The organism is Phenylobacterium deserti (assembly GCF_003254705.1).
Classification (GTDB): Bacteria; Pseudomonadota; Alphaproteobacteria; order Caulobacterales; family Caulobacteraceae; genus Phenylobacterium; species Phenylobacterium deserti.
Window position 1 is genome coordinate 1,177,656 of sequence record NZ_QFYR01000001.1, and the last position, 24,895, is coordinate 1,202,550.

27 protein-coding genes and 1 tRNA gene are annotated in these 24,895 nt (G+C 67.5%); 23 read left to right on the forward strand and 5 right to left on the reverse strand.

The window, feature by feature from the left end; translation table 11 throughout:
• The first annotated feature begins 31 nt into the window (after positions 1-31).
• Positions 32-841 carry a cytochrome b/b6 domain-containing protein gene (locus DJ018_RS05900; RefSeq protein WP_111513924.1) on the forward strand — a complete coding sequence of 270 codons (810 nt, stop codon included), beginning with the start codon at positions 32-34 and terminating at the stop codon, positions 839-841.
• Positions 838-1,608 carry a molybdopterin-binding protein gene (locus DJ018_RS05905; protein WP_111513925.1) on the forward strand — a complete coding sequence of 257 codons (771 nt, stop codon included), beginning with the start codon at positions 838-840 and terminating at the stop codon, positions 1,606-1,608. The genes DJ018_RS05900 and DJ018_RS05905 overlap by 4 nt, the downstream gene beginning before the upstream one ends.
• Here the strand turns inward: DJ018_RS05905 and DJ018_RS05910 are convergent.
• Positions 1,605-2,456 carry a glutamate racemase gene (locus DJ018_RS05910; protein WP_111513926.1) on the reverse strand — a complete coding sequence of 284 codons (852 nt, stop codon included), beginning with the start codon at positions 2,454-2,456 and terminating at the stop codon, positions 1,605-1,607. The two genes, DJ018_RS05905 and DJ018_RS05910, sit on opposite strands and share 4 nt — an antisense overlap.
• 144 nt (positions 2,457-2,600) lie before the next feature.
• Here DJ018_RS05910 and DJ018_RS05915 point away from each other — a divergent pair, with 144 nt between their 5' ends.
• The gene (locus DJ018_RS05915; RefSeq protein ID WP_111513927.1) at positions 2,601-4,721 is read left to right on the forward strand and encodes a M3 family metallopeptidase; all 2,121 of its coding nucleotides are present in this window, start codon (positions 2,601-2,603) and stop codon (positions 4,719-4,721) included.
• A 46-nt stretch (positions 4,722-4,767) separates the two neighbouring features.
• Here the strand turns inward: DJ018_RS05915 and DJ018_RS18950 are convergent, their stop codons facing one another.
• Positions 4,768-4,956 carry a hypothetical protein gene (locus DJ018_RS18950; RefSeq protein ID WP_133254226.1) on the reverse strand — a complete coding sequence of 63 codons (189 nt, stop codon included), beginning with the start codon at positions 4,954-4,956 and terminating at the stop codon, positions 4,768-4,770.
• Positions 4,957-5,201: 245 nt separating this feature from the next.
• Here DJ018_RS18950 and DJ018_RS05920 point away from each other — a divergent pair, with 245 nt between their 5' ends.
• The 3 genes from DJ018_RS05920 (at position 5,202) to DJ018_RS19530 (ending at position 5,899) form a co-directional block, all read left to right on the forward strand.
• Positions 5,202-5,411 (forward strand): cold-shock protein, encoded by a 210-nt coding sequence (locus DJ018_RS05920; RefSeq protein WP_111513928.1) that lies wholly within the window; start codon positions 5,202-5,204, stop codon positions 5,409-5,411.
• 94 nt (positions 5,412-5,505) lie between these two features.
• Positions 5,506-5,724 carry a hypothetical protein gene (locus tag DJ018_RS05925; RefSeq protein ID WP_111513929.1) on the forward strand — a complete coding sequence of 73 codons (219 nt, stop codon included), beginning with the start codon at positions 5,506-5,508 and terminating at the stop codon, positions 5,722-5,724.
• Positions 5,725-5,770: 46 nt separating this feature from the next.
• Entirely contained in the window at positions 5,771-5,899 is a 129-nt protein-coding gene (locus tag DJ018_RS19530; protein WP_276309810.1) for a hypothetical protein, read from the forward strand.
• 52 nt (positions 5,900-5,951) lie between these two features.
• Here the strand turns inward: DJ018_RS19530 and DJ018_RS05930 are convergent, their stop codons facing one another.
• Positions 5,952-6,215, reverse strand: coding sequence for a hypothetical protein (locus tag DJ018_RS05930; protein ID WP_111513930.1), 264 nt, complete (start codon positions 6,213-6,215; stop codon positions 5,952-5,954).
• Positions 6,216-6,361: 146 nt separating this feature from the next.
• Here DJ018_RS05930 and DJ018_RS05935 point away from each other — a divergent pair.
• The 10 genes from DJ018_RS05935 to DJ018_RS05980 all read left to right on the forward strand — a co-directional run bounded on the left by DJ018_RS05935 (position 6,362) and on the right by DJ018_RS05980 (position 15,778).
• Positions 6,362-6,436, forward strand: a tRNA-Glu gene (locus DJ018_RS05935).
• 254 nt (positions 6,437-6,690) lie between these two features.
• Positions 6,691-7,353: a hypothetical protein gene (locus DJ018_RS05940; protein ID WP_111513931.1), complete on the forward strand. Its 663-nt coding sequence runs from the start codon at positions 6,691-6,693 to the stop codon at positions 7,351-7,353.
• Positions 7,354-7,791: 438 nt separating this feature from the next.
• On the forward strand, positions 7,792-8,535 hold the full coding sequence (locus tag DJ018_RS05945; RefSeq protein ID WP_111513932.1) for a response regulator: 744 nt from the start codon (positions 7,792-7,794) through the stop codon (positions 8,533-8,535).
• The gene (locus DJ018_RS05950; RefSeq protein ID WP_111513933.1) at positions 8,532-9,860 is read left to right on the forward strand and encodes an ATP-binding protein; all 1,329 of its coding nucleotides are present in this window, start codon (positions 8,532-8,534) and stop codon (positions 9,858-9,860) included. The genes DJ018_RS05945 and DJ018_RS05950 overlap by 4 nt, the downstream gene beginning before the upstream one ends.
• A 291-nt stretch (positions 9,861-10,151) precedes the next feature.
• Positions 10,152-10,739, forward strand: a complete 588-nt coding sequence (locus DJ018_RS05955) for a carbonic anhydrase (RefSeq protein ID WP_276309811.1) — start codon at positions 10,152-10,154, stop codon at positions 10,737-10,739.
• Entirely contained in the window at positions 10,736-12,286 is a 1,551-nt protein-coding gene (locus DJ018_RS05960) for a SulP family inorganic anion transporter (protein ID WP_111513935.1), read from the forward strand. Before DJ018_RS05955 ends, DJ018_RS05960 begins: the two co-directional genes overlap by 4 nt.
• Before the next feature lie 147 nt (positions 12,287-12,433).
• Positions 12,434-13,714, forward strand: coding sequence for an ATP-binding protein (locus DJ018_RS05965; RefSeq protein ID WP_111513936.1), 1,281 nt, complete (start codon positions 12,434-12,436; stop codon positions 13,712-13,714).
• 82 nt (positions 13,715-13,796) lie between these two features.
• Entirely contained in the window at positions 13,797-14,399 is a 603-nt protein-coding gene (locus DJ018_RS05970; protein WP_111513937.1) for a YitT family protein, read from the forward strand.
• A 34-nt stretch (positions 14,400-14,433) separates the two neighbouring features.
• The gene (locus DJ018_RS05975; RefSeq protein ID WP_111513938.1) at positions 14,434-15,054 is read left to right on the forward strand and encodes a DJ-1/PfpI family protein; all 621 of its coding nucleotides are present in this window, start codon (positions 14,434-14,436) and stop codon (positions 15,052-15,054) included.
• A 58-nt stretch (positions 15,055-15,112) separates the two neighbouring features.
• The gene (locus DJ018_RS05980; RefSeq protein ID WP_111513939.1) at positions 15,113-15,778 is read left to right on the forward strand and encodes a hypothetical protein; all 666 of its coding nucleotides are present in this window, start codon (positions 15,113-15,115) and stop codon (positions 15,776-15,778) included.
• Between the two features lie 53 nt (positions 15,779-15,831).
• Here the strand turns inward: DJ018_RS05980 and DJ018_RS05985 are convergent, their stop codons facing one another.
• Both DJ018_RS05985 and DJ018_RS05990 read right to left on the reverse strand, forming a co-directional pair.
• Positions 15,832-16,893, reverse strand: coding sequence for a 1,9-bis(guanidino)-5-aza-nonane synthase (locus tag DJ018_RS05985; RefSeq protein ID WP_111513940.1), 1,062 nt, complete (start codon positions 16,891-16,893; stop codon positions 15,832-15,834).
• Positions 16,894-16,991: 98 nt separating this feature from the next.
• Positions 16,992-18,245 (reverse strand): type III PLP-dependent enzyme, encoded by a 1,254-nt coding sequence (locus DJ018_RS05990; RefSeq protein WP_111514694.1) that lies wholly within the window; start codon positions 18,243-18,245, stop codon positions 16,992-16,994.
• 498 nt (positions 18,246-18,743) lie between these two features.
• Here DJ018_RS05990 and phnC point away from each other — a divergent pair, with 498 nt between their 5' ends.
• The 7 genes from phnC (at position 18,744) to phoU (ending at position 24,890) form a co-directional block, all read left to right on the forward strand.
• Positions 18,744-19,538 carry a phosphonate ABC transporter ATP-binding protein gene (gene phnC, locus DJ018_RS05995; RefSeq protein WP_111513941.1) on the forward strand — a complete coding sequence of 265 codons (795 nt, stop codon included), beginning with the start codon at positions 18,744-18,746 and terminating at the stop codon, positions 19,536-19,538.
• Complete coding sequence (phnD, locus tag DJ018_RS06000; protein ID WP_111513942.1) at positions 19,535-20,554, forward strand: phosphate/phosphite/phosphonate ABC transporter substrate-binding protein; 1,020 nt, start codon at positions 19,535-19,537, stop codon at positions 20,552-20,554. The genes phnC and phnD overlap by 4 nt, the downstream gene beginning before the upstream one ends.
• Positions 20,554-21,363, forward strand: coding sequence for a phosphonate ABC transporter, permease protein PhnE (gene phnE, locus DJ018_RS06005; RefSeq protein WP_111513943.1), 810 nt, complete (start codon positions 20,554-20,556; stop codon positions 21,361-21,363). Before phnD ends, phnE begins: the two co-directional genes overlap by 1 nt.
• Before the next feature lie 257 nt (positions 21,364-21,620).
• Positions 21,621-22,526 (forward strand): phosphate ABC transporter permease subunit PstC, encoded by a 906-nt coding sequence (gene pstC / locus DJ018_RS06010; protein ID WP_240609461.1) that lies wholly within the window; start codon positions 21,621-21,623, stop codon positions 22,524-22,526.
• Positions 22,523-23,386, forward strand: a complete 864-nt coding sequence (gene pstA / locus DJ018_RS06015) for a phosphate ABC transporter permease PstA (protein ID WP_240609462.1) — start codon at positions 22,523-22,525, stop codon at positions 23,384-23,386. The genes pstC and pstA overlap by 4 nt, the downstream gene beginning before the upstream one ends.
• Positions 23,383-24,195, forward strand: coding sequence for a phosphate ABC transporter ATP-binding protein PstB (gene pstB / locus DJ018_RS06020; RefSeq protein ID WP_111513945.1), 813 nt, complete (start codon positions 23,383-23,385; stop codon positions 24,193-24,195). The genes pstA and pstB overlap by 4 nt, the downstream gene beginning before the upstream one ends.
• Positions 24,196-24,203: 8 nt before the next feature.
• A complete protein-coding gene (gene phoU, locus DJ018_RS06025; RefSeq protein WP_111513946.1) occupies positions 24,204-24,890 on the forward strand; it encodes a phosphate signaling complex protein PhoU in 687 nt (228 codons plus the stop codon).
• The last annotated feature ends 5 nt before the right edge of the window (positions 24,891-24,895 follow it).

A 24,895-nucleotide genomic window follows, 5' to 3' on the forward strand; every position in this document is an offset into this window, starting at 1 on the left:
CCAAGGTCGCGCGGTCGCGGAAGGGAGCTGGATGCGGAGCAAGGTTCTCTACAAGCGCCACAGCGGGGTGGTGCGCGTGACGCACTGGATCAACGTCCTTGCGCTCAGCCTGCTTTTGATGAGCGGGCTGCAAATCTTCAATGCGCACCCGGCGCTCTACTGGGGCGCCAAGTCGACTTTCAGTCGGCCGTGGATCACGATGGGCGCAGCCGATGCGCGAGGTCGGCCCGTGGGCGTGACGGTGGTCGCCGGTGAGGCGTTCGTCACCACGGGCGTGCTCGGCTATTCGAAAGGCGAGGTTCGCGGCTTCCCGAGCTGGGCGACCATTCCGAGCTACCGGGACCTGGCGAGCGGCCGGCGGTGGCACTTCTTCTTCGCCTGGCTCTTTGTGATCAACGGATTGGTGTACCTCGCCTGGGGGGTGCTCAGCGGTCACTTCCGCGAGGACCTGTTCCCGACGCGGCAGCAGTTGGCGATCAAGAGCCTCTGGCGCGAGGTGGTCCACCACGCCCGGTTCCGCTTCGCCAAGGGCGAGGAGGCGCGGGTCTACAATGTGCTTCAGAAGCTGAGCTATCTGCCGATGGTCCTGCTCCTGCTGCCGCTGATGCTGCTGACGGGGCTTTCCATGTCGCCGGGGTTCAACGCGGCGGCGCCGTGGCTGGTGGAGCTGTTCGGCGGGCGACAGTCCGCTCGCACCGTCCATTTCATCTCGGCCGGGCTCATCGTGCTCTTCACCCTGGTGCACGTGGCGATGGTCGTGGCCTCGGGAACTTGGAACAACCTGCGCAGCATGATCACCGGCAAGTACGCCATCGAGCCCGAGAAGGAGGCCGCGGAATGAGCGACCTGAACCGGCGTGGCTGGCTCCGCGCGGCCGGGCTTGGCCTGTCAGGCCTGTGGCTGTCCGCCTGTGACCGCGTCAACGAAAGCCCCGCGGCTACGGCGGTGCTCTCCAGCGCCGAAGGGCTGACCCGCCGGGTCCAACGCCTCGCCACCGACCGCAAGGCGCTGGCGCGGGAGTTCAGCCCCGCCGACATCTCTCCGGACTTTCGGGCCAACGGCTCGACCAGCGTGGCGGATGCGGACTACCTGCAGCACCAGGCGAACGGTTTCGCCGACTGGAAGCTGGTGGTCGACGGGCTTGTGGAGCGGCCGCTGGCCTTGAGCCTTGCGGATCTACGGTCGGCGCCCGGCCGCAGCCAGATCACGCGGCACGACTGCGTGGAGGGCTGGTCCTCCATCGGCAAGTGGACGGGGGCGAGCCTGGGGCCGATCCTCGACCGCGCGGGGCTGAAGCCGAACGCCCGCTACCTGGTGTTCCACTGCGCCGACACGCTGGGGCCGGACCCGGTGCGCGACGGCTACTATGAGAGCATCGACCTGATCGACGCCTACCACCCGCAGACCCTCCTGGCCTACGCCATGAACGAAGAGCCCCTGCCGGTGAAGCACGGGGCGCCGGTCCGCCTGAGGGTCGAGCGGCAGCTTGGCTACAAGCACGCCAAGTACGTCATGCGCATCGAGGCCGTAGAGAGCTTCGACCAGATCCGCGGCGGCAAGGGCGGATTCTGGGAAGACCGCGGCTACGAGTGGTACGCCGGGATCTAGGCGGCTTCGAAGCTCAAGGGCCCGCCCCAGAAAGTCTGGACGAGGCCGTTCTGCGGACCCGGCTGGCCGGTGGTCAGGAAGCGCCGCTTGCCGGAGGCGCCCGCGACGTAGTCCGGATGCCGCTCAAGGTAGCGGGCCAGGGCGTCGGCGGTGGATTGCGGCTGATGGATCAGCGGCGTCCCGGGCGGCAGGGCCGCGCGGAAGATGTCGGCGATGATCTCGTAGTGGGTGCAGCCGAGGATCGCACGATCCGGCGTGCGGCCGATGCGCTTTGACAGGGTGGCGACGTGCGCCTCGACCGCCTTGGCCAGCTCCACCGGACCGGCGCCGCCCTCGATCAGCGGCACCAGGTCTGGGCAGGGCTCGGAGAACACGGCGACGTCCTGCCGGCGCTTGTCGATCTCGATTTCATAGACCCGGCTGCTCACCGTGCCGGCTGTGGCGAAGACGCCGAGGATGTCGAGCTTCTCGACCTTGTCCCCCCGGCGCTCGGCCTCGTGCTCCCAAGGCATGCCGGTGGCCGCCTCGATGGTGGGCACGATGATGCCGAGGACGTTGACCTTGCGGCCGGTCTCGCGGCGGTAACCAGGCAGCCAGGTCTGCTGCAGGCGGCGCAGGGCGATAGCCGAGGCGGTGTTGCAGGCCAGGACCACCAGGTCGCAGCCTTGGTCGAACAGGCGCACGCAACCGGCCTTGGTCAGCTCGACGATCTCCTCGCCGGGCCGGCCGCCATAGGGCGCGTTGGCCTGATCGGCCAGATAGATGAAGTCGGCGTCGGGGAAGCGCTCCACGAGCCTGTGGTGGACGGTCAGGCCGCCCACGCCGGAGTCGAACACGCCAATGGCCATGCGCTGGTGTTAGCCCCCTGATCCGCGGCCGCCTAGGCCTTGCGCCGCAAAACGGGGCGCGAAGAGATGTAACATTACGTCCCATTCAGGTGACGTGAGGCAAGACGGCCCCTAAGTTTCATCGAAATCTACCTTGGAGCCACGATGCGCCGGCGCACCTTCCTTGCCGCTTCCTCCGCTACGGCGGCCGCTTCCCTGCTTCCCCTTAGCGCGGGGGCGCAAACTCCTAATCCGCTGCTGGCCAAGTGGACCGGGCCGTACGGCGGCGTGCCCGCCTTCGACAAGGTGAAGGTGGCCGACTTCGCGCCGGCCCTCGAAGCCGCCATGGCCGAGGAGATCCGCGAGATCGAGGCGATCGCCAACAACCCGGCGCCGCCAACGTTCGAGAACACCATCGCCGCCATGGAGCGCTCGGGCGAGGCGCTGGAGCGGGTCGGAACCATCTATTCGATCTGGGGCGGCACGCTCTCCACGGCGGAGGTGCGGGCCGTCGAGAAGGAAATGCAGCCGAAGCTGGCCGCGCACTCCGACCGCATCCTGCAGAACGCGGCCCTGTTCCGCCGCATCGATGCGATCTACGGCCAGCGTGACGCGCTCAAGCTTGATCCGGTTCAAAAGCGTCTCGTTTGGCTGCACTGGAACCGCTTCGTGCGGGCAGGGGCCAAGCTGTCGCCTGAGGCCAAGACGCGCGTGGCGCAGATCAACAAGGAGCTGGCGGGTCAGTTCACCGCCTTCAGCCAGAACCTGCTGCATGACGAGAACGAGTACGTCCTGTTCCTCAACGAGGCCGACCTCGCGGGCCTGCCGGCCGACGTGAAGGCGGCCGCCGCGGGCGCGGCGGCCGACAAGAAGCGGCCGGGCGAATACGCCATCACCAACACCCGCTCGTCGGTGGACCCGTTCCTCACCTATTCGAGCCGGCGCGACCTGCGCGAGGAGGTCTGGAAGACCTTCTACAGCCGCGGCGACAACGGCGACGCCTACGACAACAACGCGATCATCCAGAAGATCCTGAAGCTGCGGGCCGAGCGCGCCAAGCTTCTGGGCTTCAAGACGCACGCCCACTGGCGCCTGCAGAACAACTCCATGGCCGACACGCCGGAAGCCACCATGGACCTGATGATGCGGGTCTGGCCGTCGGCGATCGCCCGGGTGCGCGAAGAAGTGGCCGAGATGCAGGCCATCGCGGACAAGGAAGGGGCGAAGATCAAGATCGCGCCTTGGGACTACCGCTTCTATGCCGAGAAGGTTCGGGCCGCCCGCTACGACCTCGATCTGAACGACGTGAAGCCGTACATGCAGATGGAGAAGCTGCGTGAGGGCATGTTCTGGGCCGCGGGCCAGCTCTACGGCTTCAGCTTCGTTCCGGTCACCAACGTGCCCGTCCAGCATCCGGACGTCCGTGTCTGGGAAGTGAAGCGCGGGCCCGAGCACATCGGTCTTTGGTACTTCGACCCCTACGCCCGCGAAGGCAAGCGGTCGGGCGCCTGGATGAACGCCTACCGCCGGCAGGAGTCGTTCAACGGCAAGATCACCACGATCGTGTCCAACAACTCGAACTTCGTGAAGGGCGCGCCCGGCGAGCCGGTGCTGATCTCCTGGGACGATGCGGAGACCATGTTCCACGAGTTCGGCCACGCCCTGCACGGGCTGAATTCGCAGGTGGCCTATCCGTCCCTGTCGGGCACGGCGGTGTTCCGCGACTACGTGGAATTTCCCTCGCAGATCAACGAACACTGGCTGCGCACCCCGCAGGTGCTGAACCAGTTCGCGCTGCACTACCGGACGGGCCAGCCGATCCCGCAGACGCTGGTGGACAAGATCGAGAAGGCCTCGACCTTCCGCCAGGGCTTCGACGTGACCGAGTACCTGGCCAGCGCCCTTACCGACATGAAGCTGCACTTGGCTGGCGACGCAGACATCGATCCGGACGCCTTCGAGCGGGTGGAACTGGGAAAGCTGGGCATGCCGAACGAGTTACCGATGCGGCACCGCACTCCGCAGTTCGCCCACATCTTCTCGTCCGACGGCTACAGCGCCGGCTACTATTCTTATCTGTGGTCGGAGGTGATGGCGCTGGACGCGGTGGAAGCCTTCCGCGAAGCGCCGGGCAAGCTCTACGACAAAGCGGTCGCCAAGCGCCTGCACGACAACGTCATGAGTGTCGGCAACTCCGTCGACCCGCGCGAAGGCTACCGCGCATTCCGCGGTCGTGATCCGGATCCGAAGGCTTATCTGCGGGACAAGGGCTTCCCGACGAGCTGACGCAGAAGGGGGCGGCCGACGACCTCAAGGTCCGGCCGCCCTTATTCTAGACCGGCTCCAGCCGGCTGGCGTCAAAGGTCTCGCGGTGCAGGGCCCAAAGCTCGAGCACCGCCCCAGGCTGCGGCGACATCGCGTTGACGCGGGCTTGCGCGTCGTCCTGGTGCGCAGCTTCGATCCACGCCGCCCAGGTGATCGTTCCGGCGGCGTCCTGCACGTAGGCTCTAAAAGTTTGCATCGCCCGATGTAGGTCTTCGCCGAGTGAAACACCAGGGCTGACGTCTATACGCCGCACACCCGACGATTCTGCTGGCGTTGCTCGGAGTTTGCTGTCATTCTGCCGTCATCGAATTCGCTTTGGTTCGGTCGCTCCGCACGCCTAGTTCTTCTGATCCGGGCCCGAGCCTTCCAAGATCCTCATCGATAATTTGATTTCGTGCCCAACCTGGGCGCGTGAATACTCGTATCTGAAAGACGACGACTATGACGACTGGTACTGTGAAGTGGTTCAACGCCACCAAGGGCTTCGGCTTCATCCAGCCCGACAACGGCGGCCCGGACGTGTTCGTGCACATCTCGGCGGTTGAACGCTCCAGCCTCGGCTCGATCCATGAAGGCCAAAAGCTCGGTTTCGAGCTCGAACGCGACGCGCGCAGCGGCAAGATGTCCGCTGGCCAGCTGCAAGCGGCTTAAGGATCAAGGCCGCTCGGGAGGGGCGTTCGCGCCCACACTTCCGAGCGGCCGCTCCCCGACCTAAACTCCAACCCTAGTAACCCCTGTTGATCCGGTGACGTCCTCGACCACGGCCCCCTCGACCATTGAACGCGCCTATGAGCTCGCACGCTCGGGCGAAGTCCCCAATCTCAAGCTGCTGAAGCAGCAGTTGAAGGCGGAGGGCTGCCGCGCAGTCGATGCGCTGCTTGCGCCACGGAACCTCAGCAAGCACCTGGACGCTATCTGCACGGCGGCATTCAAGCCGCAGACGGCGCTCACCGACGCCGACTAAGGCGCGCCACGACGGCCTGCCTCTCGGCGACCCTCGAAAGAAGCAAATGTCCTTTACTCGTATCGTCCGCCGCCCCCTGCGGCAGACCTCCAAGCCGGCGGTGAGCCGCCCGGCGCTGAGCAGCGCTGCGCCCAAGACGGCGCGTCCGATCCTGCACCTGAAGCCGGTCTCCTGAGCCGGAGCTGTCTTCGGCGGCGAACACCTCGCCGCCGAGACCGCACGTTGGCCTAGAAGTCCTTGTCCACCTGACGGTGCATGGCGTCCGACTGACCGTCGGCCGCATTCTCCACCGCGTCAGCCTGACGGTTCAGCGCCTTCTCTTCGGCTTCATTGCTGGTCGAGGCGGCTTGCCGCTCCAGCGCGTCCGCTTGGCGCTCGCCCGCCGCGTCCACGGCGTTAGCCTGCTCGTGAGCCGCGTCTTCTGCGGGTCCGCTGCAGGCGGTCAGCGCCAGGGCGCAGGCGGCGGACAGGGCGAAAATGATGGCGCGCATGAAGTCTCCTGAAGTTGCGCCGCGCAAAGCACGGCTCACCTAAAAAGCTCCCGCGCGGCCAAGCGTTGCACAGCTTCCGGGCACGCTTCGGCGCTGTGCGCTTGCCGACGGCGGCGAAGCTGTTTATGCCCGCCGCTTCGCGCCGTGGTCCCTTCGTCTATCGGTTAGGACGTCAGGTTTTCAACCTGAAGAGAGGGGTTCGACTCCCCTAGGGACTGCCAGCCCGAGCCTCTTCCCACCGATCGCGCCGCACAGCGACCCTGTTTGATTGGGTCTCACGCAGTGGATGGCTGCTGACGCCCTAGACCGCGCAACCTGCAGCCCAGAACGGCCTCGCAGGTCCGAGGACCTGCGCCCACTAGCGCTTGTCGCAGCCACAGTTTGTCACAAATGCCGAAACGCAGCAGCAAAGCTGGACCTCAATCTGCGATCTGGAGCCATGCCGCCTGCGTGTGGCGCACGGAGGAAAGGCACCATGAAGCCTATCGTCACCTCCCGCCAAAGCGGGGTCTGGGTGTGCGGCATGGCGGCGGCGGGTCTGGTTACGGCGATACCGGCGGCGGCGGCCCCGACGCTGACGCTCGAGAGCGCCAAGAGCAACCTAGTCACCATCAACGACCCCTTGGAAGTGGAAGTGGTGTTGAGCACGGAGCGCGTTGCGCCCAGCACACGGGGTCTCTTCAAGTCGCGCTTCAACGATGCTCACCTAAAGGCTCACGTGCACAAGGCCACAGGGGCGGTGCGCTTCGAGGTTCATCAGACCTTCAACTACGCGGGCCCGCACCGCGGCTACGATCGAGTCAGCTATGCGACCGACGGGCTGCCCCAAACGGCCGTGCTCACTCAGATCGAGAACAACCGCGACCACTGCCAGGCCTGGGACTCAGGCATGGAATGTCTCGAAGCAGCCGCCTTCGAGATCGGGGAGGCCGATCTCCGGCGCCTCGCTGAAGCCGCCACCGACAGCGCCGGCGCTTGGGAGCTGAAGTTCAAGCCGGCCGCCGGCAAGGACCTGCGTGTCTCCATTCCCCGCGCTGAGATCCAGGGGCTTTTGTGGGCCGTTGATCAGCATCGCGCCACGTCCGGCGCCGCCGTCCGCACCGCGGCCCTCGCCGCTGCCCCGGAGGTCGCAGATTGAAAGTCGTGCTGGTTTCCGCTTTCGCTATGACGACTGTTGCAAGCCCGCGTTCGCAAGGCCAATCGGCTCAGGCCTGTTCCACACCCGAAGCCGTGGCTCGCAACGGCTAGGTGGTGGTTCGTCATGCCGACACGGGTTGCCTGCACGACGCTGCAGCGGTTGTCGGCGATGGGCTAGCGTAAAGGATGTTCAGGTGAACAAGGGGGAGCTCAGGCACTCTTTTCACCGGCCAGGTCACGCGGCCGCTGCCCAGCCGGCGGTCCGCTCTACGGTCCGCGCGGCTTGCGCCCGGCAGGCTTGAGCGGGAGCTAAATCGGCGGAACCGGCGCCCGGGCAGGGGGGGCTGATCCCGCTTCGGCGATGGCGCCACCTTGCGAGCCACCGCCGAAGGCCTAGATAAACGGCCAGGCTCGGCCGCGGATGCGTACAAGGGGCGGTATGTTCGACCTAGAGCTTGATTTCGCCGAGCCCGGATCGCCCACGGTGCTCGTGGTGGAAGATGACGCTGCGCTGCGCACCTTGCTGATGCGCACCCTTCGGGAGAACGGCTATCGGCCGATCGGCGCGGGGTCTGGCCCGGAAATGGCGCGCTGCCTCCAGGCCGAAGGCGTGGACCTGATCCTCCTCGACGTCATGCTCCCCGGAACCAACGGCTTTGACCTCTGCCGGGCCGTGCGGCGCACCAGCGACGTGCCGGTGATCATGCTCAGCGCCCGTGGCGACGAGGCTGACCGGTTCCTCGGACTTGAGCTCGGGGCCGACGACTATGTACCGAAGCCCTTCAGCGCGCGGGAGCTGATCGCTCGCATCCGCGCCACCCTGCGCCGGGCGACCGGCTCGGTGCGGCGCACCGATGTGGCCCGCGGCGAACTGGCATTCGGTGGATGGACGCTGGACCCGGCTCGGCGGGAGCTCCTGTCGCCCGAGGGCGCGGCGGTGGAACTGTCCGGCGCCGAGTTCGATCTGCTGCTCGCCTTTGTCAGCCAGCCGCAGCGGGTGATCGGCCGCGAGCGTCTGCTTGAGCTGTCACGGGCGCGCATCGCCGATGCGTCCGACCGGAGCATCGACGTGCTGGTCAGCCGGCTCCGGCGCAAGCTCAGCCGTAGCGACGACAAGGGCGCGATTATCCGCACCGTGCGCGGCGTCGGCTACATGTTCGCCCTGCCGGTCGAGCGGATTTGAAGCGCCTACACCTTCTGCCGCAGGGGCTGATCGGACGCGCCACCCTGGTGCTGATGTGCGCCGTGTTGATCGAGTTCCTGGGCAGCTCGATCCTGTACGAGCGAGTCGAGATCCACGCATCCCGGACCGAGCAGGCTCACCGCATGGCCGAGCAACTCGTCACGGCCGTGCGCGTGCTCGACACGGCTCCTATGGAAAACCGCTCCGCCCTCGCCTCCACGCTCGGCGCGGGCAAGGTCCAAGTGGTGTGGAAAGGGCTACCCTCCCTTCCGCCGGACCCGCAGAACCGCTTCTCGGCGCGGCTTCGGAACAGCATGGCGGGATGGGAGCCGGCCCTGGCCAGCAGCGGCCTGCGGGTGGGACTGGCGAAGTCCTCCGGCGTCCTCGGCAAGACCCGCATTGTGGCGGCGGCGCGGCTGAGCGACGGCACTTGGGTCGCGGTCGCCTCAGACCTGCGCACCAGTTTCTGGGCGGTGGTGGTCGGCGGCCTGACTTCGGCAGCCATCCTGTGCGCCGGGGTGCTGGGCACCGCCGCCTTGCTCCTGCGCAGCATGGGCGCGCCGCTGCGCACGCTCGCCCACGCGGCGGAAGCAATCGGGGAGGGTCGCCAGGTCGACGTGCCGGAGGAAGGCGCGGGCGACCTTCGGCACGTGGCTCGGGCGTTCAACACCATGCAGCGGCGGATCAGCGAGCTTCTCGCCACTCGCATGCAGGCGCTGGCCGCGGTGAGTCACGACCTGCGCACGCCCCTTGCGCGGCTGCGCCTGCGAGCGGGCATGGTCAAGGACGTAGGCACCCGGGCGGCGCTCGAGCAGGATCTCGACGAGATGAGCGAGATGCTGGACTCGCTGCTCGCCTATCTGAGCGGCCGGCACGAAAGCGAAGCTGCGCGGCTCACCGATGTGGCGGCCATCTGCCTGACCCTCGTCGACGCGGCTGAGGACGCCGGCGACCTGGCCACCTACGCAGGACCCGATCACCTGCTGGCGACAGTGCGACCCACTGCAATCAAGCGAGCGCTCGATAACCTGATCCAGAACGCCATCATCTATGCCGGCCGAGCGGATGTCCGGCTGGAAGCAGGGCCTGGGGAGTTGACCATCGCCGTCGAGGATGACGGTCCAGGCATCCCGGAGGAGCAGCTCAGCCGCGTGACCGAGGCTTTCCACCGACTGGACGCCGCGCGGGCTCGCAACACCACAGGCCTTGGCCTTGGGCTCTCCATCGTTCGGGACGTCGCTGAGCGGGAAGGCGGCCGGCTCACCTTGTCGAACCGCCCACAAGGGGGTTTGCGGGCCGCCCTCACGCTGCCGCTGAACCGCTAGCGCTTGCCGCGCGGAAAACGGCCTCAGACACAGTTTGTCACACAGCTGGTGCGGTGCAGCAAACCGCGACCCCGACAACTGACATGCGACAGCGGCCGAATTCCCCCGCCCTTCAGGCCACCCCCTTGTCGGTCCTGGAGGTCGTCCTGAGGCCGCTGTCGCATCCCCCAGACGGAGGTTGCCTTGGAACACGTACTCGAACGCGCAACGCTATTCCGCGACCAGGTCTTCCCGTCGCAAAGCGCTCTTTACAAACGGCTGGCGAGCGACGGTCAAAACCCTCGCGCGCTGATGATCTCATGCGCCGACAGCCGGGTCGTCCCTGAACAGATCACCCAGGCCGCGCCGGGCGACCTGTTCGTCTGTCGCAACGCCGGCAACATCGTCCCGCCGTTCAGCCAAGCCAACGGCGGCGTCTCGTCGGCGGTGGAATACGCCGTGGTGGCTCTGGGTGTTCGTGACATCGTGGTTTGCGGCCACTCGGACTGCGGCGCCATGAAAGCCTTCAGCAATCCGGCGGCTCTCGAGAAGATGCCGAACGTGGCCGCCTGGCTGCGTCACGCCCACGCCGCGCACAGCGTGGTCTGCTCGGCCTACCACGGCCTGGACGAGAAGGCCGCGGCCCGCGCCACCGCGCTGGAGAACGTCGTCGTTCAGATCCAGCACCTGCGCACCCACCCGTCGGTGGCTTCGGCCATGGCCCGGGGTGAACTGACGCTGCACGGCTGGTTCTTCGAGATCGAGACGGGCAACATCCTGGCTCTCGACGGTGAAACCGGCCGCTTTGTCCAGGTCACGGAAGGTGCAAGCCTCCCGGTGGCCGTGCCCGCCGCGCCTCGTCTGGCCGCCGCGGACCAGTTCCGGATCGCCGCAGAATGACCGCCGTCCCCGCCTCCTCAGAAGCTGCCGGCGAGGCGCGCGCCTCCGGCGGCTTCGTCCGTGACCTCACCGCCTCGGTCGTGGTCTTCCTGGTGGCGATCCCCCTGTGCATGGGCATCGCTGTCGCCTCCGGCGTTCCGGCCGAAAAGGGCCTGATCACCGGGATCATCGGCGGCATCGTCGTCGGCGCCTTGGCCGGGTCTCCCCTGCAAGTCAGCGGGCCGGCCGCGGGCCTAGCCGTGATCGTGTTCGAGGTGGTGCAGCGCTACGGCCTCGCCATGCTTGGCCCGATCCTGGTGGTGGCGGGCATCATCCAATTGCTGGCAGGCGTGCTTCGCCTCGGCCAATGGTTCCGAGCCATCTCGCCTGCCGTGGTTCACGGCATGCTGGCGGGCATCGGCCTCCTGATCGTGGTCGGGCAGATCCACGTTCTCTTCGGCGACGGGCCGCGGCCGAACGGCTTGCAGAACCTCATGGCGATCCCTGGCGCGTTCCTGAGCCTCAGCCCGTTGGACATCGGTCGTGCGGAGCAGACGTTCCTGGTCGGCGTCGTGACGATCGGCGCGATGCTGCTGTGGGAAAAGCTGCGTCCCGCGAAGCTGAAGCTCCTTCCCGGCGCCCTGCTTGGGGTCGTGGCGGGCACCCTGCTGGCTGCGGCTCTCGGGCTGGACGTCCAGCGCATCGCCATCCCGGAGTCCATCGTCGCCGCCATCGCGCCGCCGCAGGCCAGCGATCTGGCTCGCCTCGCGAGCCCCGCGATCCTGATCACGGCGCTGGCGATCGCCTTCATCGCCTCGGCGGAGACGCTTCTGTCGGCGGCGGCTGTGGACCGGATGCACTCCGGACCCCGGACGAAGTATGACAAGGAGCTGTTTGCGCAGGGCGTCGGCAATCTGCTGTGCGGTCTCGCTGGCTCTCTGCCGATGACCGGCGTGATCGTGCGCAGCTCGGCCAACGTTCAGGCCGGCGCTCAAAGCCGCCTGTCCGCCATTCTGCACGGCGTGTGGATCCTCGGCTTTGTCGCTCTTCTGCCGTTCGTCCTGCGGCAGATCCCCAGCGCCGCCCTCGCCGGCGTGCTGGTGGTCACCGGCTGGCGCCTTGTCAGCCTGCAGCACGCCAAGCACCTGTTCCAACGCTATGGCGCCCTGCCGATGGCGATCTGGGCCGTGACCTTCGTCACCGTGGTGGCGACGGACCTGCTGACGGGCGTGCTGGTCGGCCTGGCCCTGACGGTGCTGGAGCTCGTGCCGCACCTCCGGCGTCTGCGCCTGCGGATCCGCGACAAGGACCTGGGCGAGGAGACGCGGGAAGTCAGCCTCGAGGGCGCCGCGACCTTCGTGCAACTGCCCCGCATCGCCAAGGTGCTGGAAGCCACCCCGCCGAAGGGCATGGTGCGCCTGAACCTGGAACGGCTCTCGGCTTTGGACCACACCTGTGCTGAAGTGCTTACCGAATGGCTGAAGGGTCGCCGCAGGGGCGGCGGCCAGGTGGAGCTGCAGGCTAGCGGTCCGATCCGCGATCGGCTCGAGGTGGTCGGCGCCCACTAGCGACAAGAGCCCGGACCGGGCGCGAGGGCCCCGCCTCGCGCCCGGTACTGGGCCGGACGACGGGAGGAAGAGCTGAGACAAGGCCCTGCGACGGCCGTGCTGCGTGCGCGGCCGTCTCCTCGTAACCGGGTCCAGGCTAGCCGGCCCATGGGCCTGATCGGCCGGTCCATGCTGGTAGTGGCCGCGATCCTTGCCCTACAGCTCGCAGCCAGCCTGTCCTTCTATGCCCTGATCGACCGCGAGGCCCTGCGCGAGGATCACGCCCGCCGTGTAGCGGAGCTGCTGGTGGTGAGCCGGCGCGTGCACGCCGAAGGCGGCCCGGCAGACGTCGGCCAACTGATGACCACCAGCTACCTGGAAGCGCGGGTGCTGCATGCCCCGCCTCGGCTGCCCGACGAGACCGACAGCGCCGCCAACGCCATTCGCCAGGCGATGGTCCGCTGGGAGCCCACGCTGGAGCACGCTCAGCTATCTCTCTGGACCCGCCCGGACCGTACGGGTCACATCGATCTGCTGGGCGTGATGCGCCTGGACGAACGCACATGGCTGAGCTTCCGGTCGCGTGACGACGCCAAGGTCTGGCCTCTCGCTTTGCGGGTCGGCCTCACCACAGTGCTTTTCGCCGTCCTTTGCCTGGGCTTTTCGTTCTTCGTGCTGCGCCAGCTGGGCCGCCCGCTCCGGCGGCTGACCGATGCTGCGGCCGAGATCGGACACCGCGGCCGCGTGGCCGTGGCGGTGGAGGGCTCCGCCGAGCTGCGCGAACTTGGCCGCGCGTTCAACGACATGCAGGACCGCATCGCTGGTCTCATCGAGGATCAGGCGCGCGCCATGGAAGCGGTCAGCCACGACCTGCGCACCCCGCTCGCCCGCCTCCAGCTCGCCGCCGATTTCGTGGAGCCGGCGGACTCGCGCGAGATGATCGAAGCCAACGTGCGCGAGCTGGACGGCATGCTGAACTCCCTCAGCGCCTATCTGCGCGCGCAGCACCAGCCCAGCGCAGTGGAGATCGTCGACCTTCCGGCCCTGATCCGCTCGGTCGCGGACCGTTGGGGCGCTGCGGCGACGTACGACGGACCGGAGAGCCTTGCGGCCTCGGTTCACCGATCCGCGCTGGAGGAGGCCCTACGCCGCCTCCTGGAGAATGGCGTCCGCTACGGCGGTCAGGTCCATATCAGCCTGCGCGACCGCGCCGCCGGGCCGGAGATCCACATCCGTGACGAGGGGCCGGGCATGAGCGAGGCTGACCTGGCGCACATCTTCGAGCCGTTTTTCCGCGCCGACTACGCCCGGGCGCGCGACACGGCAGGGTTCGGTCTCGGCATCCCGACGGCCGCGCGGCTGCTTCGCCGGTTCGGAGGCGACCTGTTCTTCGCCAATGCCCCGCAGGGCGGTTTGCTCGCCATCGTTCGCCCGCCGTTGGAGCGCTAAGCACCCTTCCGTGCTTCTTGAAGGGCGGGATCGGCGCTCTCATGTTGCATTGCAGCGCGAGACGCCCTAGCTGGCGCCGGCCATGAGCCAAGGTCCGCGTCACACACCCGCCGAAGACGTCCACGCCATTCTGATCGGCGCGAGCTTCTGCGCCTTCGGCATCGTCATGCTCAAGGCCGCGGGGCTGGTCACCGGAGGCGTCGCGGGCGCCGCGCTGATCGTTTCCTATCTGACCGGCCTCCCGGTCGGGCCCACCTTCTTCGCGCTCAACGTGCCCTTCTACCTGCTGGCCTGGCGGGCGCTTGGGCCGGTGTTCACCGCGCGCACCCTGGTCACCAACAGCCTGCTCGCCGGCCTTTCGCTGATGATCCCTCAGTGGGTGACCTTCGCCGGTGTCGATCCCGTGTTCGCCGCCCTGTTCGGCGGCACCATCATCGGCATGGGGATCCTGGCCCTGGCCCGCCACCGCTCCAGCGTCGGCGGCGTGGGGGTGCTGGCGCTCTGGATGCAGGAAAAGCGCGGCATCAGCGCCGGCAAGGTGCAGGTCTGCGCCGACGTCCTGATCGTCGGGGCCGCCTTCTTCATCCTGCCGCTGGACCGGCTTGGCCTCTCGATCCTCAGCGCTGTCGCCCTTTCTCTGGTGATGATCGCTTATCACCGGCCTGGACGGTATATGGGCTACTGAAACGGGGCCGCGCCGGCGGCTCGCGGAGACCGCCATGCAGATCGCTGTCCTGACCTTTGACGGGTTCAATGAGCTGGACTCGCTGGTCGCAGCGGCCATCCTCAACCGCCTGAAGCCGCAGGGCTGGAACGCCTGGATCACCGCGCCCAGCGAGCAGGTCACCTCGATGAACGGCGTGACCCTTGCGCGCCAAAAGCCCCTTTCGTTCGCGGCTCAGGCCGACGCCGTGATCGTCGGCAGCGGGATCCGCACGCGCCAAATCGCACAGGATCGCGATCTGCTGGACCAGATCCAGCTCGATCCCTCCCGACAGCTGATCGGGGCGCAATGCTCGGGCGTGCTGCTGCTGGCAAAGCTCGGCCTGATCGGCGAGCTGCCGGCCTGTACGGACCTCACCACCAAGCCCTGGGTGATCGAAGCCGGGGTCAAGGTGCTCGACGCTCCATTCGTCGCGCACGACAACGTGGCCAGCGCAGGCGGCTGCCTCGCTTCTCAGTACTTGGCGGCCTGGATGATCGCGCGCGGAGCAGGGGCTGCGGCTGCGGAGGCGGCTTTGCACTACGTCGCGCCGGTCGGTGAGAAGGACCTCTACGTCCGGCGCGCAATGGACGTTGTCATGCCCTTCGTGGGCCAGCTGGAGCCCGAACTCGCCTGAGGCCATGCCTTGAAAGCGCCTCCATACCCGCGTTCTTCGGGTGCAGGGCGGAGGCGCAATGCGGCGGACGATGCGGACCTATGCGGTGGCGGGCGTCTCCCTCGCGGCCCATGCGGTGCTGATCGGCGCCCTGACGCGGCACCTCACCCGAACCCACACGCAAGAGGCCGATGTTGCGCCGCCGATGGCGGTCGTGCTGCTGCCGAGATCGGCGCCGACGAGTCCTCGGTCCACGCCGGCCGATCGCCTGCCACCAGCCCGCGTGCGCGTGGCGGCAAGCCCATCCTCCGTGGCTCCTCGCATCGCCGACACCGCGTCCTCGCCAGCTCCGCCTTCCGCGCCCTCCGCTCCTGTTGCGCCTGAGGGCTCGCCGGACGTGCGCAATGTGCTGCGGGCCGCGGTCGGCTGCACCCGGCGCTGGACGCTCAGCGACGCGGAACGAGAAGCTTGCGACCAGAGGATGCTGCGCCGTGACGCCCCCGCCGGCGCGGCCGCGCCCGGCGCCGGACTGGACAGCGCCATGCGCGCCCGCCTCGACCGGGTCGCCAGCGGGATGGACGCCGATCGCCGCTACAGGAACGCTGCGCCCCTGACTCAGCCTTACGAAGCGCCCGACTACGACGGCGAGCCCTACACCGGGACCGGCGGCGGCGCTCTGGGCCCGGACCGGGTGCGGACGCCCAGCAAGCGAGCGGCCCGCAAGCTCGAGCCGCTGAAGCCATGAAAAAACGGCCGGGGATCGCTCCCCGGCCGTTCGGTTCAGTGCGAGAAGGGCGCTTAGGCGGCCTTTTCGAACAGCTTGTTCCAGCGCGGCTTCTCGCGGGTCTTCCAGGCGCCCAGGTGCCAGGCGTTGGAAGCGATCAGCGGAACCACGGTGGTGGCTTCGGCGAAGACCATCTGTTCCCAGGTCACGTCCACCTTGCCCCAGGAGCAGGCCTCCTTGAGGGTCGAGGACGAGCACGCGCCGTCACGCACGTCGGCCACGGTGATCTGCACCGCGTACTTGTGCATAGCGACTTCGTGGCCGAGGATTTCGGCGCACACCACGGTGTCCTGGGCGAAGTTCTTCGGCACGCCGCCGCCGACCATGAACAGGCCCGTGGCGCCGGCCTCGAGCTTGATCATCGTCAGCTCCCGGAAGTCGGCCACGGCGTCGATGGTCAGGTACGGCTTGCCCGCCTTCATCCGCTCGACCTGGTGCTTCACGAGACCGAAGCCCGCGGAGCTGTCCACAAAGGCCGGGCAGAAGATCGGCACGCCTTCATGATAGGCGGTCTCGACCAGCGAACCCGGCTTTTTGGCGTTGCCCGCCGCCAGCCACTTGCCCATCTCGTAGATGAACTCACGGCTGGAATAGGGGCGCGGCTCCAGCATCTCGCAGAGGTCGTAGATCGTGGCGTCGCACGCCTGGAGCTCTTCCTCGTCGATGTAGGTGTCGTAGATGCGGTCGATATAGAGGTCGCGCAGGTCGCGGTCGTCGACGTTGGACTGGGCCTGGTAGTGCTTGAAGCCAAGCGCTTCGAAGAAGTCCATGTCGACGATCGAGGCGCCGGTGGCGACCACCACGTCGATCATCCCGTACTTCAGCATGTCACGGTAGATGTGCATGCAGCCGCCGGCCGAGGTGGAGCCCGCCAGCGTCAGCCAAGTCGAGCATTCCTTGTCCTCGAGCGACATCTGCCAGATGTCCGCCGCACGCGCCGTGTCGCGGCTCGTGAAGCTCATCTTGCGCATGGAGTCGATGATCGGACGGGCGTCGTACTGGTCGATCGCCACGTGCTCGACGGTGTTGGCCAGCAGTTCGGCCTTGCGATTGGTGTTCTGAACGGGAGCGTTCATCGTCGGAAGTTCCCTTCTGAGGGTGATCGCCCGTCCATAGGAAAGACGCGACCGGGACGGAGCGACCGGCCGCGTCTGAACTCAAACCTTGGGAAGTGCTACTTCTTCCGCCGCTTCTTGCTGCGCGCACGCGTCAGTTTCACGACGTTCTGCACCTCCGACTTGCGCAGCGGGATGGACCGCCGTGCGAGCCCGTACATGGAGGCCATCGGCGCATCTTCAACTGCGACAGTTTCGGCGTCGCCGAAGCCGTTGAAGCGCGTGTTCATGGCGATCCCGTAGGCGCCCAGCATGCCGATCTCGACATAGTCGCCTTCGCGAATGTCTTCCGGCAGCCAGAACGGACCCGGCATGTGGTCGAGGCTGTCGCAGGTCGGACCGTAGAAACGAAAGGGCCGCAGGTTGCCTTCCACTTCCACCGCCTCGCCGCCTTCGCCGCGATACAGCTTCACCGGGAATGGCCACTTCACGTGCGCCGCATCGAACAGCGAGCCGTAGCTGCCGTCGTTGAGGTACAGCGCGTCACCCTTGCGCAGCTCGACCTTGGTCAGGATCGAGGAGGCTTCCGCCACCAGAGCCCGACCCGGCTCGCACCACAGCTCGGTGTCCTCGTGAACCATCATGTCCGCGAAGCCGCGGTCGATGGAGTCGAGGTAATCCGCCATGTCCGGCGGCACCATGCCCGGGTAGACGGACGGGAAGCCGCCGCCCACGTCCACGATGTCCACCATGACGCCGGCGCGCACGATGGCGCGCGAAGCCTGGGCCATGGCCGCCTGGTAGGCGGTCGGCCGCATGCATTGGCTGCCCACGTGAAAGGAGACGCCCATCTTGCCTTCGGTCGCCCGGCGGGCGGCCAGCAGCAGGGACGGAGCCTCGTGCAGGTCCACGCCGAACTTGCCCGACAGCGAGTAGGACGCACCCTCCGCCTGAACGCCCAGGCGGACGATCAGCGTCAGGTCGCGCGCACCATCGGTGGAGTCGAGGATCTTCTGGAGCTCTTCGTGCGTGTCGAGGGCGAAGGCCTTCACGCCATGGTCGAAGTAGGCCGCGCGGATAGCCGCACGGCTCTTCACCGGATGCATGAAGGCCATACGCGAACCCGGCGCGTACTTAGCCACCAGCTCGATCTCGGGGACCGAAGCCACATCGAAGGACGCCACGCCGTGCTTCGCGAGGGTCTCGATGACCCACGGCGAAGGGTTTGCCTTCACAGCGTAGAAGACGTCGCCTTTGAAATTATCCTGGAACCAGCGCGCCGCTACGGCCACGGAGTCCGGTCGCGCAAAGGCGACAGGACGTTCCGGGGACCGCTCGCGGACCAGGTCCAGGGGCGTATGGTACGTCTGCACCTCACGCAACCCCCAACGGATTGTTGAACCCAGACCGGCGTTAGCAGCGCTTGTTAGGACATCGGGTCCGCCGGAAGGCGGGCAGATAGGGTCATCCCGACCCGATGTAAAGAACGAATTGTGCTTAACCTGCCGCGGCGCTTCCACAGGCTGCGCTGGTGAATGGCGCGAGGGGCGGCGCTTGACCGGTTTGCGTCGACGAGCGTCAGGCTTCCGGGGTGAAGCTGCCCGCTGCGGCAAGGAATCGCAGCCGGTGCTTGCGCAACGCTCTGCGTCCAAGGCAAAAATTCGCCTCTCTCTCCGGCGGGTCGCACGTCCAGGTGGCGGCAACGCTGCTGGGCTTGCCTTAAAGGCGAGCGGTGCGACCGCGCGGCCGCTCCGCGCCGACGGAGTCGGCTGGACCTGCGCATCCCCGGCGTGCCATGAAGCCATCGCAAGAGGCGGCGATCCAGGCGGTTGCGCCCGCTTGCGCGTGCTCACGGGGACTTTCCGACTTCCATGTCTGACGCCGCCGTTCTGTCCATACGGAACGTCTCAAAGAGTTTTGGCTCGCGCCGAGCCCTGGATTCGGTGTCCCTCGATGTGGCCAAGGGCGAGATGATCGCCCTGATCGGCCCGTCGGGCTCGGGCAAGTCGACTCTGCTTCGCTCCATCAGCGCCCTCCAGACCATCGACGGCGGCGCTGGCCGTATCGAGGCCTTCGGTGCGCCGGTGCAGGAGAATGGCCGGATCAGCGGCAAGGTGCGTGAGGCGCGCACCCGCATCGGCATGATCTTCCAGCAGTTCAACCTCGTGGGTCGGCTCAGCCTCTTCACCAACGTGGCCCTGGGCTCCCTCGGCCGCATCGATCGCGCGCGCGGCCTGTTCGGCCGCTGGCCGGCCGAGACCCGGCAGGCCGCCATGGCGGCCCTGCAACGGGTCGGCGTGTCCGACTACGCCGCCCAGCGCGCCAACACCCTGTCCGGCGGCCAGCAGCAGCGCGGCGCCATCGCCCGCGCGCTCGTGCAGAAGGCCAAGGTGATCCTGGCGGACGAGCCGGTAGCCAGTCTCGATCCCGTGTCCGCCCGCCGCGTGATGGACATCCTGCGCGAGTTGAACGCCAAGGACGGGCTGACCGTGGTCGTCACCCTCCATCAGGTGGACTACGCCCTGCGCTACTGCGACCGCGTGGTCGCCCTGAAGGGCGGCAAGATGGTCTACGACGGTCCGGCCACGGGCCTGGACCGTCCCAAGCTGATCGAAATCTACGGCCCCGAATTCGAAGACGTCTTCTGGGAAGGAGCTCCGCAATGATCCGTCGCCGCCTGCTGGCGGGCTTCGGCCTCGCCGCCGTCCTGATGTCCGCGGGCGCCCTTTCCGGCTGCAGCGACAAGCCGTCCCAAAGCGGGGACGCGCCCAAGGAACTGACCTTCTCCATCCTGTCGGCGGAAAGCCAACAGAACATGGGCCCGCTGTGGCAGCCGCTGCTGGACGACATGTCCAAGCAGATCGGCGTGAAGGTGAAGCCCTACTTCGCCACCAACTACACCAGCCTGATCGAGGCCATGCGCTTCAACCAGGTGCAGGTGGGCTGGTTCTCGGCCCTGCCGGCGCTGGAAGCCGTGCGCCGCGCCGACGGCGAGGTGCTGGGCCGCGTAGTCGACGCCACCGGCGAGGGTTCCTACCAGTCGGTGCTGATCGCCCGCAAAGGCAGCAACATCACGCTCGAAGACGTGGTGAAGTGCGACCGGCGGTTCTCGTTCGGCCTGGGCGACGCCAAGTCGACCACCGGCACCCTGGCGCCCATGGCCTATCTGTTCACGCCCCGGAACATCGAACCGGCCAAGTGCTTCAAGGCCGTCCGCTCGGCCAGCCACCAGGCCAATGTGTTCTCCGTCGCCAACGGTGTGTTGGACGTAGCGACCAACAACACCGTGGGCCTGGTGTTCGCGGCCAAGGAAAACCCCGCGATCGCCGAGAAGGTGGAAGTGATCTGGCGCTCCCCGCCGATCCCGGAATCCTCCATCGTCGCCCGCAAGGATCTCGACCCGGCGGTCAAGGAGAAGCTCCGTCAGTTCTTCCTGACCTACGGCACGGGCGAAGGGCCTGAAGCCGAACGTCAGCGCAAGGTGCTGAAGGACCTGGAGTACGGCGGCTTTAAGCCGGCGGATGACAGCTACCTGGATCCCATCCGCGAGATGGAGTCCTCCCAGACCCTGGCCGAAGCGCGCCGCAGCGGCGACGCCGCCCGCATCAAGGCCGCCCAGGAAGAGTTCGACAAGATCCACGCCGCCGCCGCCCAGCGCCGCGCGGTCAATCCGGACGTCTGATGAGCCTCGCCGATCCGAGCCCCGGGGTCCCGTCGGCCCCGCAGCGCACCATGGCCCAACGCGCGCCCGACCTTCTGGTCTGGGGCGGCGTGATCCTGCTGCTGCTGATCAGCTTCAAGCCCGTCGAGATGTCGAACCTCGGCCGCCTGTTCGCCAATTCGGAGAACATGCGCCAGTACGGCGCCGAGCTTCTGAAGCCGGACTTCACCCACTGGCGCATCTACGTCCAGCAGATGTGGCTGACGATCCAGATCGCCCTTTGGGGCACCGCCCTGGCGGTGGTGCTCGCCGTACCCTTCGGTCTGGCCTGTTCACGCAACGTCTCGCCGGTGTGGCTTCAGCAGCCGATGCGCCTGCTGATGAACCTGCTGCGCTCGATCCCCGACCTGGTGATCGGCACCCTGTTCATCGTGGCCGTGGGCCTTGGCCCGTTCGCCGGCGTCCTGGCGCTGGCCATCAACACGGGCGGCGTTCTGGCCAAGCTCTTCTCCGAAGCTGTCGAGTCCATCGACAAGGGTCCTGTGGAGGGCGTGCGCGCCACCGGCGCCACCAAGCTGCAGGAAGTGGTCTGGGGCGTCATCCCGCAGGTCGCGCCCCTGTGGACCTCCTACGCGCTGTACCGGTTCGAATCGAACTCGCGCTCGGCCACCGTTCTGGGCCTGATCGGGGCTGGCGGCATCGGCCAGGTGCTGTTCGAAAGCCTGAACGGCTTCCAGTACGGCGAGCTCGCCGCCATCGTGGTGGTGATCGTCGTGGCGGTGTCGCTGATCGACCTGCTTTCGCAGGCCATGCGCAGCCGTCTTCTCTAGGCGCACGACGCTTCTTCGTCCGGGTTTCCCCCGCTGCGTCCGCGGCGTGAGGGCGGCTGACAGTTGTCCGTGAACGGACGACTGTCACGAAACTGATAAACAAGCGGGCTAAAGGCGCGGAGGAAGCGCCATGGGGTGCGCATCCAAGCCATCGCAGTCCCGCCCGCGTCCCCTCGGGCCTCCGCCGAGCAACTATGACGGACGCCGCTACAACGACGTTCTTGGGTCGCCCGCGAACCCAGCCCCGCGGCGCGTTCGTGGGCCGGATCTTTGAAGGCCTCTGCTTCGCCGCCGCAACAGCGCTTCTGGCCACCCTGGCTGGCCTGCTGGTGTCGCTGTTCATTGGCGGCTGGCCGGCGCTCAGCACCTTCGGCCTGAAGTTCTTCGTCACCTCGAGCTGGAACCCGGTCACCGATGTCTACGGCGCGGCGGGGCCGATCGTCGGCACGCTGGTGACGGCGTTTTTGGCCCTGCTGCTGGCGCTGCCGGTGGCTGGCGGCGTCGCCTTCTTCCTGACCGAGCTTTGCCCCGCCCCGCTGCGTCGCCCGATCGGCACCGCGGTGGAGCTGCTCGCCGGCATCCCCTCCATCGTCTACGGGATGTGGGGCCTGTTCGTCTTCGCCCCGCTGTTCGCCAAGTACGTCCAGATGCCGCTGATGATGAGCGCGCCGCCAGGCTCTCTGCTGGAGAAGCTCACCACCGGCATCCCCAACGGTTCGGGCATCCTGTCCGCCTCCATCATCCTCGCCATCATGATCCTGCCGTTCATGGCCGCGACCCTGCGCGAGCTGCTGCTGACGGTGCCGTCGGCGGTGCGCGAGAGCGCCTACGGCCTGGGCGCCACCACCGGCGAAGTGGTGATGAAGGTGACCCTGCCTTACGTCCGCGGCGGCGCAATCGGGGCGGTGATGCTGGGGCTGGGCCGCGCCCTGGGCGAGACCATGGCGGTGACCTTCATCATCGGCAACGCGCACGGCCTGCCGGCCTCGCTGTTCGACTCCGGCTCGACCATCGCCTCTACCATCGCCAACGAGTTCACCGAGGCCACCAGCCCGGTGCACACCTCCGCCCTGATCGCCCTGGGCCTGGTGCTGTTCGTGATCACCTTCGCCGTGCTGGCGCTGGCGCGCCTGCTGCTGCGCCGGCAGGAGAGCCGCCTGTGAGCCTCGCCAATCCCGCCCGGTCGGCGCGCATCGCCCGCCGCAAGATCGCCAACTACGCCTTTACCGGCTTCTGCTTCGCCGTGACCGCCGTCGCCCTGTTGGCGCTGGCGGCCATCCTATGGTCGCTGCTGAGCCAGGGGCTCGGAGGCCTGAACCTCGACGTCTTCACCCTCTCCACCCCCGCGCCGGGCTCGCGAGGCGGCCTGGCCAACGCCATCGTCGGCTCGATCATGATGTGCGTGCTGGCCATGATCCTGGCCACGGTGGTGGGCGTGCTCGCCGGCACCTGGCTCGCCGAGTATGCCGGCTCCAGCCGCTACGGCGTGGCTGTGCGGTTCATCAACGACGTTCTGCTGTCCGCGCCTTCGATCCTGGTCGGCCTGTTCGTCTACGAGATCCTGGTCGCCCCGTTCGGCGGCTTCTCGGGCTTTGCGGGCGCCGTGGCTCTGGCCCTGCTGGCGGCCCCTGTGATCACACGCACGACCGAGGACGTGCTGAAGTTGCAGGCCGCCACCTTGCGCGAAGCCGGCGTGGCGCTCGGCGCGCCGCTGTCCCTGGTGATCCGCGAGATCCTGTGGCGTTCGGCCCGCGGCGGCATCCTGACCGGCGGCCTGCTGGCCTTCGCCCGCATCAGCGGCGAGACAGCGCCCCTGCTGTTCACCGCCCTGAACAACCAGTTCTTCAGTCTCGACCTGTCCCACCCGACGGCCAACCTGCCGACGGTGATCTTCCAGTACGCCCTCAGCGCCTATGACGACTGGCGCCGCCTCGCCTGGGCGGGCGCCCTTCTGATCGCCGCCGCCGTGCTCGGCGTCACGATCCTGGCGCGCCTGCTGGCCAAGGAGCCTTCCCGCCGATGAACACCCTCAATCCCACCGAGGCGTTCGAGACCAGCATCACCGACATCCCTCCGGCGCAGGTGAAGCTGGCGACCCGCAACCTCGACTTCTTCTACGGTCAGACCAAGGCCCTGAAGTCGGTGTCGATCCCCTTCGCTCGCAACAAGGTCACCGCCCTGATCGGCCCGTCCGGTTGCGGCAAGTCCACCCTGCTGCGCACGCTGAACCGCATGTACGCCCTTTATCCGGGGCAGAAGGCGACGGGCGAGATCCTGCTCGACGGCCAGAACATCCTGGACCGGAAGGTGGACGTCTCGCAGCTGCGCGCCCGCGTCGGCATGGTGTTCCAGAAGCCCACCCCGTTCCCCATGTCGATCTACGAGAACGTGGCGTTCGGCGTCCGCCTCTACGAGCCGCTCTCCAAGCCCGACATGGACAACCGCGTGGAGGAGGCCCTGCGCCGTGCGGCCCTGTGGGACGAGGTGAAGGACAAGCTGAAGGAATCGGGCCTGGGCCTTTCCGGCGGCCAGCAGCAGCGCCTGTGCGTGGCCCGCGGCGTGGCCGTGCGTCCCGAGGTCCTGCTGCTCGACGAGCCCACCTCCGCCCTCGATCCCATCTCCAGCGCCCGACTGGAGGAGACCGTGACCCAGCTCAAGGCGGACCACACCATCGTCATCGTCACCCACAACCTGGGTCAGGCGGCGCGGGTGTCGGACTACACCGGCTTCATGTTCCTGGGCGAGCTGATCGAGTTCGGACCCACGGGCAACCTGTTCACCCGCCCGGCCGTCAAGCGGACGAGCGACTACATCACCGGCCGCTTCGGCTAGGACCCGCCATGGAACACACCCTTCGCGCCTTCGACGAAGAGCTGGCCCTGCTGAAGGCCGAACTGTCTCGCCTGGGCGGTCTGGCCGAGGCGGAAGTCTCCGACGCTTTGGCTTCGTTGATCACCCGCGACCCCCGCCTGGCCCAGCAAGTGGTCGAGCGCGACGTGAAGCTCGATCAGCTGGAGCTGCAGATCGAGGATCGCGCCACGCGCCTCATGGCCCTGCGCCAGCCGGTCGCCATCGACCTGCGCCGCGCGGTCGCGGCCCTGAAGCTCTCGGCCAATCTCGAGCGCTGCGGCGACCTCGCCAAGAACATCGCCAAGCGGGCGCTGATCGTGTCCGAGACCGAGCCGATGGCGCCGCTGATGCGCCCAATCGAGCGAATGGGCCGGCTGGTGCTGCGCCGCCTTCGCGACGCCCTGGACGCCCACAGCCGCGACGACCTCGTGCTCGCCCAGGAAGTCTGGAGCAACGACCGAGAGGTCGACGAGCACTACGAGAGCCTGTTCCGCGAACTGCTCACCTACATGATGGGCGATGCGCGCACGATCGCGCCCTGCACCCACCTGCTGTTCGTGGCCAAGAACCTCGAGCGCATCGGCGACCACGCCACCAACATCGCCGAGATCGTCCACTACGAGATCACCGGCGAGCAGCTGACCGCCCGCCCCAAGCTCGAGACCATGGAAGGCTGACCGCC

Coding starts and splice junctions, on each gene's coding strand:
- phoU (WP_111513946.1), top strand. CDS start 24,204: ATGGAACACACCCTTCGCGCCTTCGACGAAGAGCTGGCCCTGCTGAAG.
- DJ018_RS05940 (WP_111513931.1), top strand. CDS start 6,691: ATGAAGCCTATCGTCACCTCCCGCCAAAGCGGGGTCTGGGTGTGCGGC.
- DJ018_RS05975 (WP_111513938.1), top strand. CDS start 14,434: ATGCAGATCGCTGTCCTGACCTTTGACGGGTTCAATGAGCTGGACTCG.
- DJ018_RS05930 (WP_111513930.1), bottom strand. CDS start 6,215: ATGCGCGCCATCATTTTCGCCCTGTCCGCCGCCTGCGCCCTGGCGCTG.
- phnE (WP_111513943.1), top strand. CDS start 20,554: ATGAGCCTCGCCGATCCGAGCCCCGGGGTCCCGTCGGCCCCGCAGCGC.
- DJ018_RS05910 (WP_111513926.1), bottom strand. CDS start 2,456: ATGGCCATTGGCGTGTTCGACTCCGGCGTGGGCGGCCTGACCGTCCAC.
- DJ018_RS05915 (WP_111513927.1), top strand. CDS start 2,601: ATGCGCCGGCGCACCTTCCTTGCCGCTTCCTCCGCTACGGCGGCCGCT.
- DJ018_RS05900 (WP_111513924.1), top strand. CDS start 32: ATGCGGAGCAAGGTTCTCTACAAGCGCCACAGCGGGGTGGTGCGCGTG.
- phnD (WP_111513942.1), top strand. CDS start 19,535: ATGATCCGTCGCCGCCTGCTGGCGGGCTTCGGCCTCGCCGCCGTCCTG.
- DJ018_RS05985 (WP_111513940.1), bottom strand. CDS start 16,893: ATGAACGCTCCCGTTCAGAACACCAATCGCAAGGCCGAACTGCTGGCC.
- DJ018_RS05970 (WP_111513937.1), top strand. CDS start 13,797: ATGAGCCAAGGTCCGCGTCACACACCCGCCGAAGACGTCCACGCCATT.
- DJ018_RS19530 (WP_276309810.1), top strand. CDS start 5,771: ATGTCCTTTACTCGTATCGTCCGCCGCCCCCTGCGGCAGACCTCCAAG.
- DJ018_RS05920 (WP_111513928.1), top strand. CDS start 5,202: ATGACGACTGGTACTGTGAAGTGGTTCAACGCCACCAAGGGCTTCGGC.
- phnC (WP_111513941.1), top strand. CDS start 18,744: ATGTCTGACGCCGCCGTTCTGTCCATACGGAACGTCTCAAAGAGTTTT.
- DJ018_RS05905 (WP_111513925.1), top strand. CDS start 838: ATGAGCGACCTGAACCGGCGTGGCTGGCTCCGCGCGGCCGGGCTTGGC.
- DJ018_RS05955 (WP_276309811.1), top strand. CDS start 10,152: ATGATCTCATGCGCCGACAGCCGGGTCGTCCCTGAACAGATCACCCAG.
- DJ018_RS05965 (WP_111513936.1), top strand. CDS start 12,434: ATGGGCCTGATCGGCCGGTCCATGCTGGTAGTGGCCGCGATCCTTGCC.
- DJ018_RS05945 (WP_111513932.1), top strand. CDS start 7,792: ATGTTCGACCTAGAGCTTGATTTCGCCGAGCCCGGATCGCCCACGGTG.
- DJ018_RS05980 (WP_111513939.1), top strand. CDS start 15,113: ATGCGGCGGACGATGCGGACCTATGCGGTGGCGGGCGTCTCCCTCGCG.
- pstB (WP_111513945.1), top strand. CDS start 23,383: ATGAACACCCTCAATCCCACCGAGGCGTTCGAGACCAGCATCACCGAC.
- DJ018_RS05960 (WP_111513935.1), top strand. CDS start 10,736: ATGACCGCCGTCCCCGCCTCCTCAGAAGCTGCCGGCGAGGCGCGCGCC.
- DJ018_RS18950 (WP_133254226.1), bottom strand. CDS start 4,956: ATGCAAACTTTTAGAGCCTACGTGCAGGACGCCGCCGGAACGATCACC.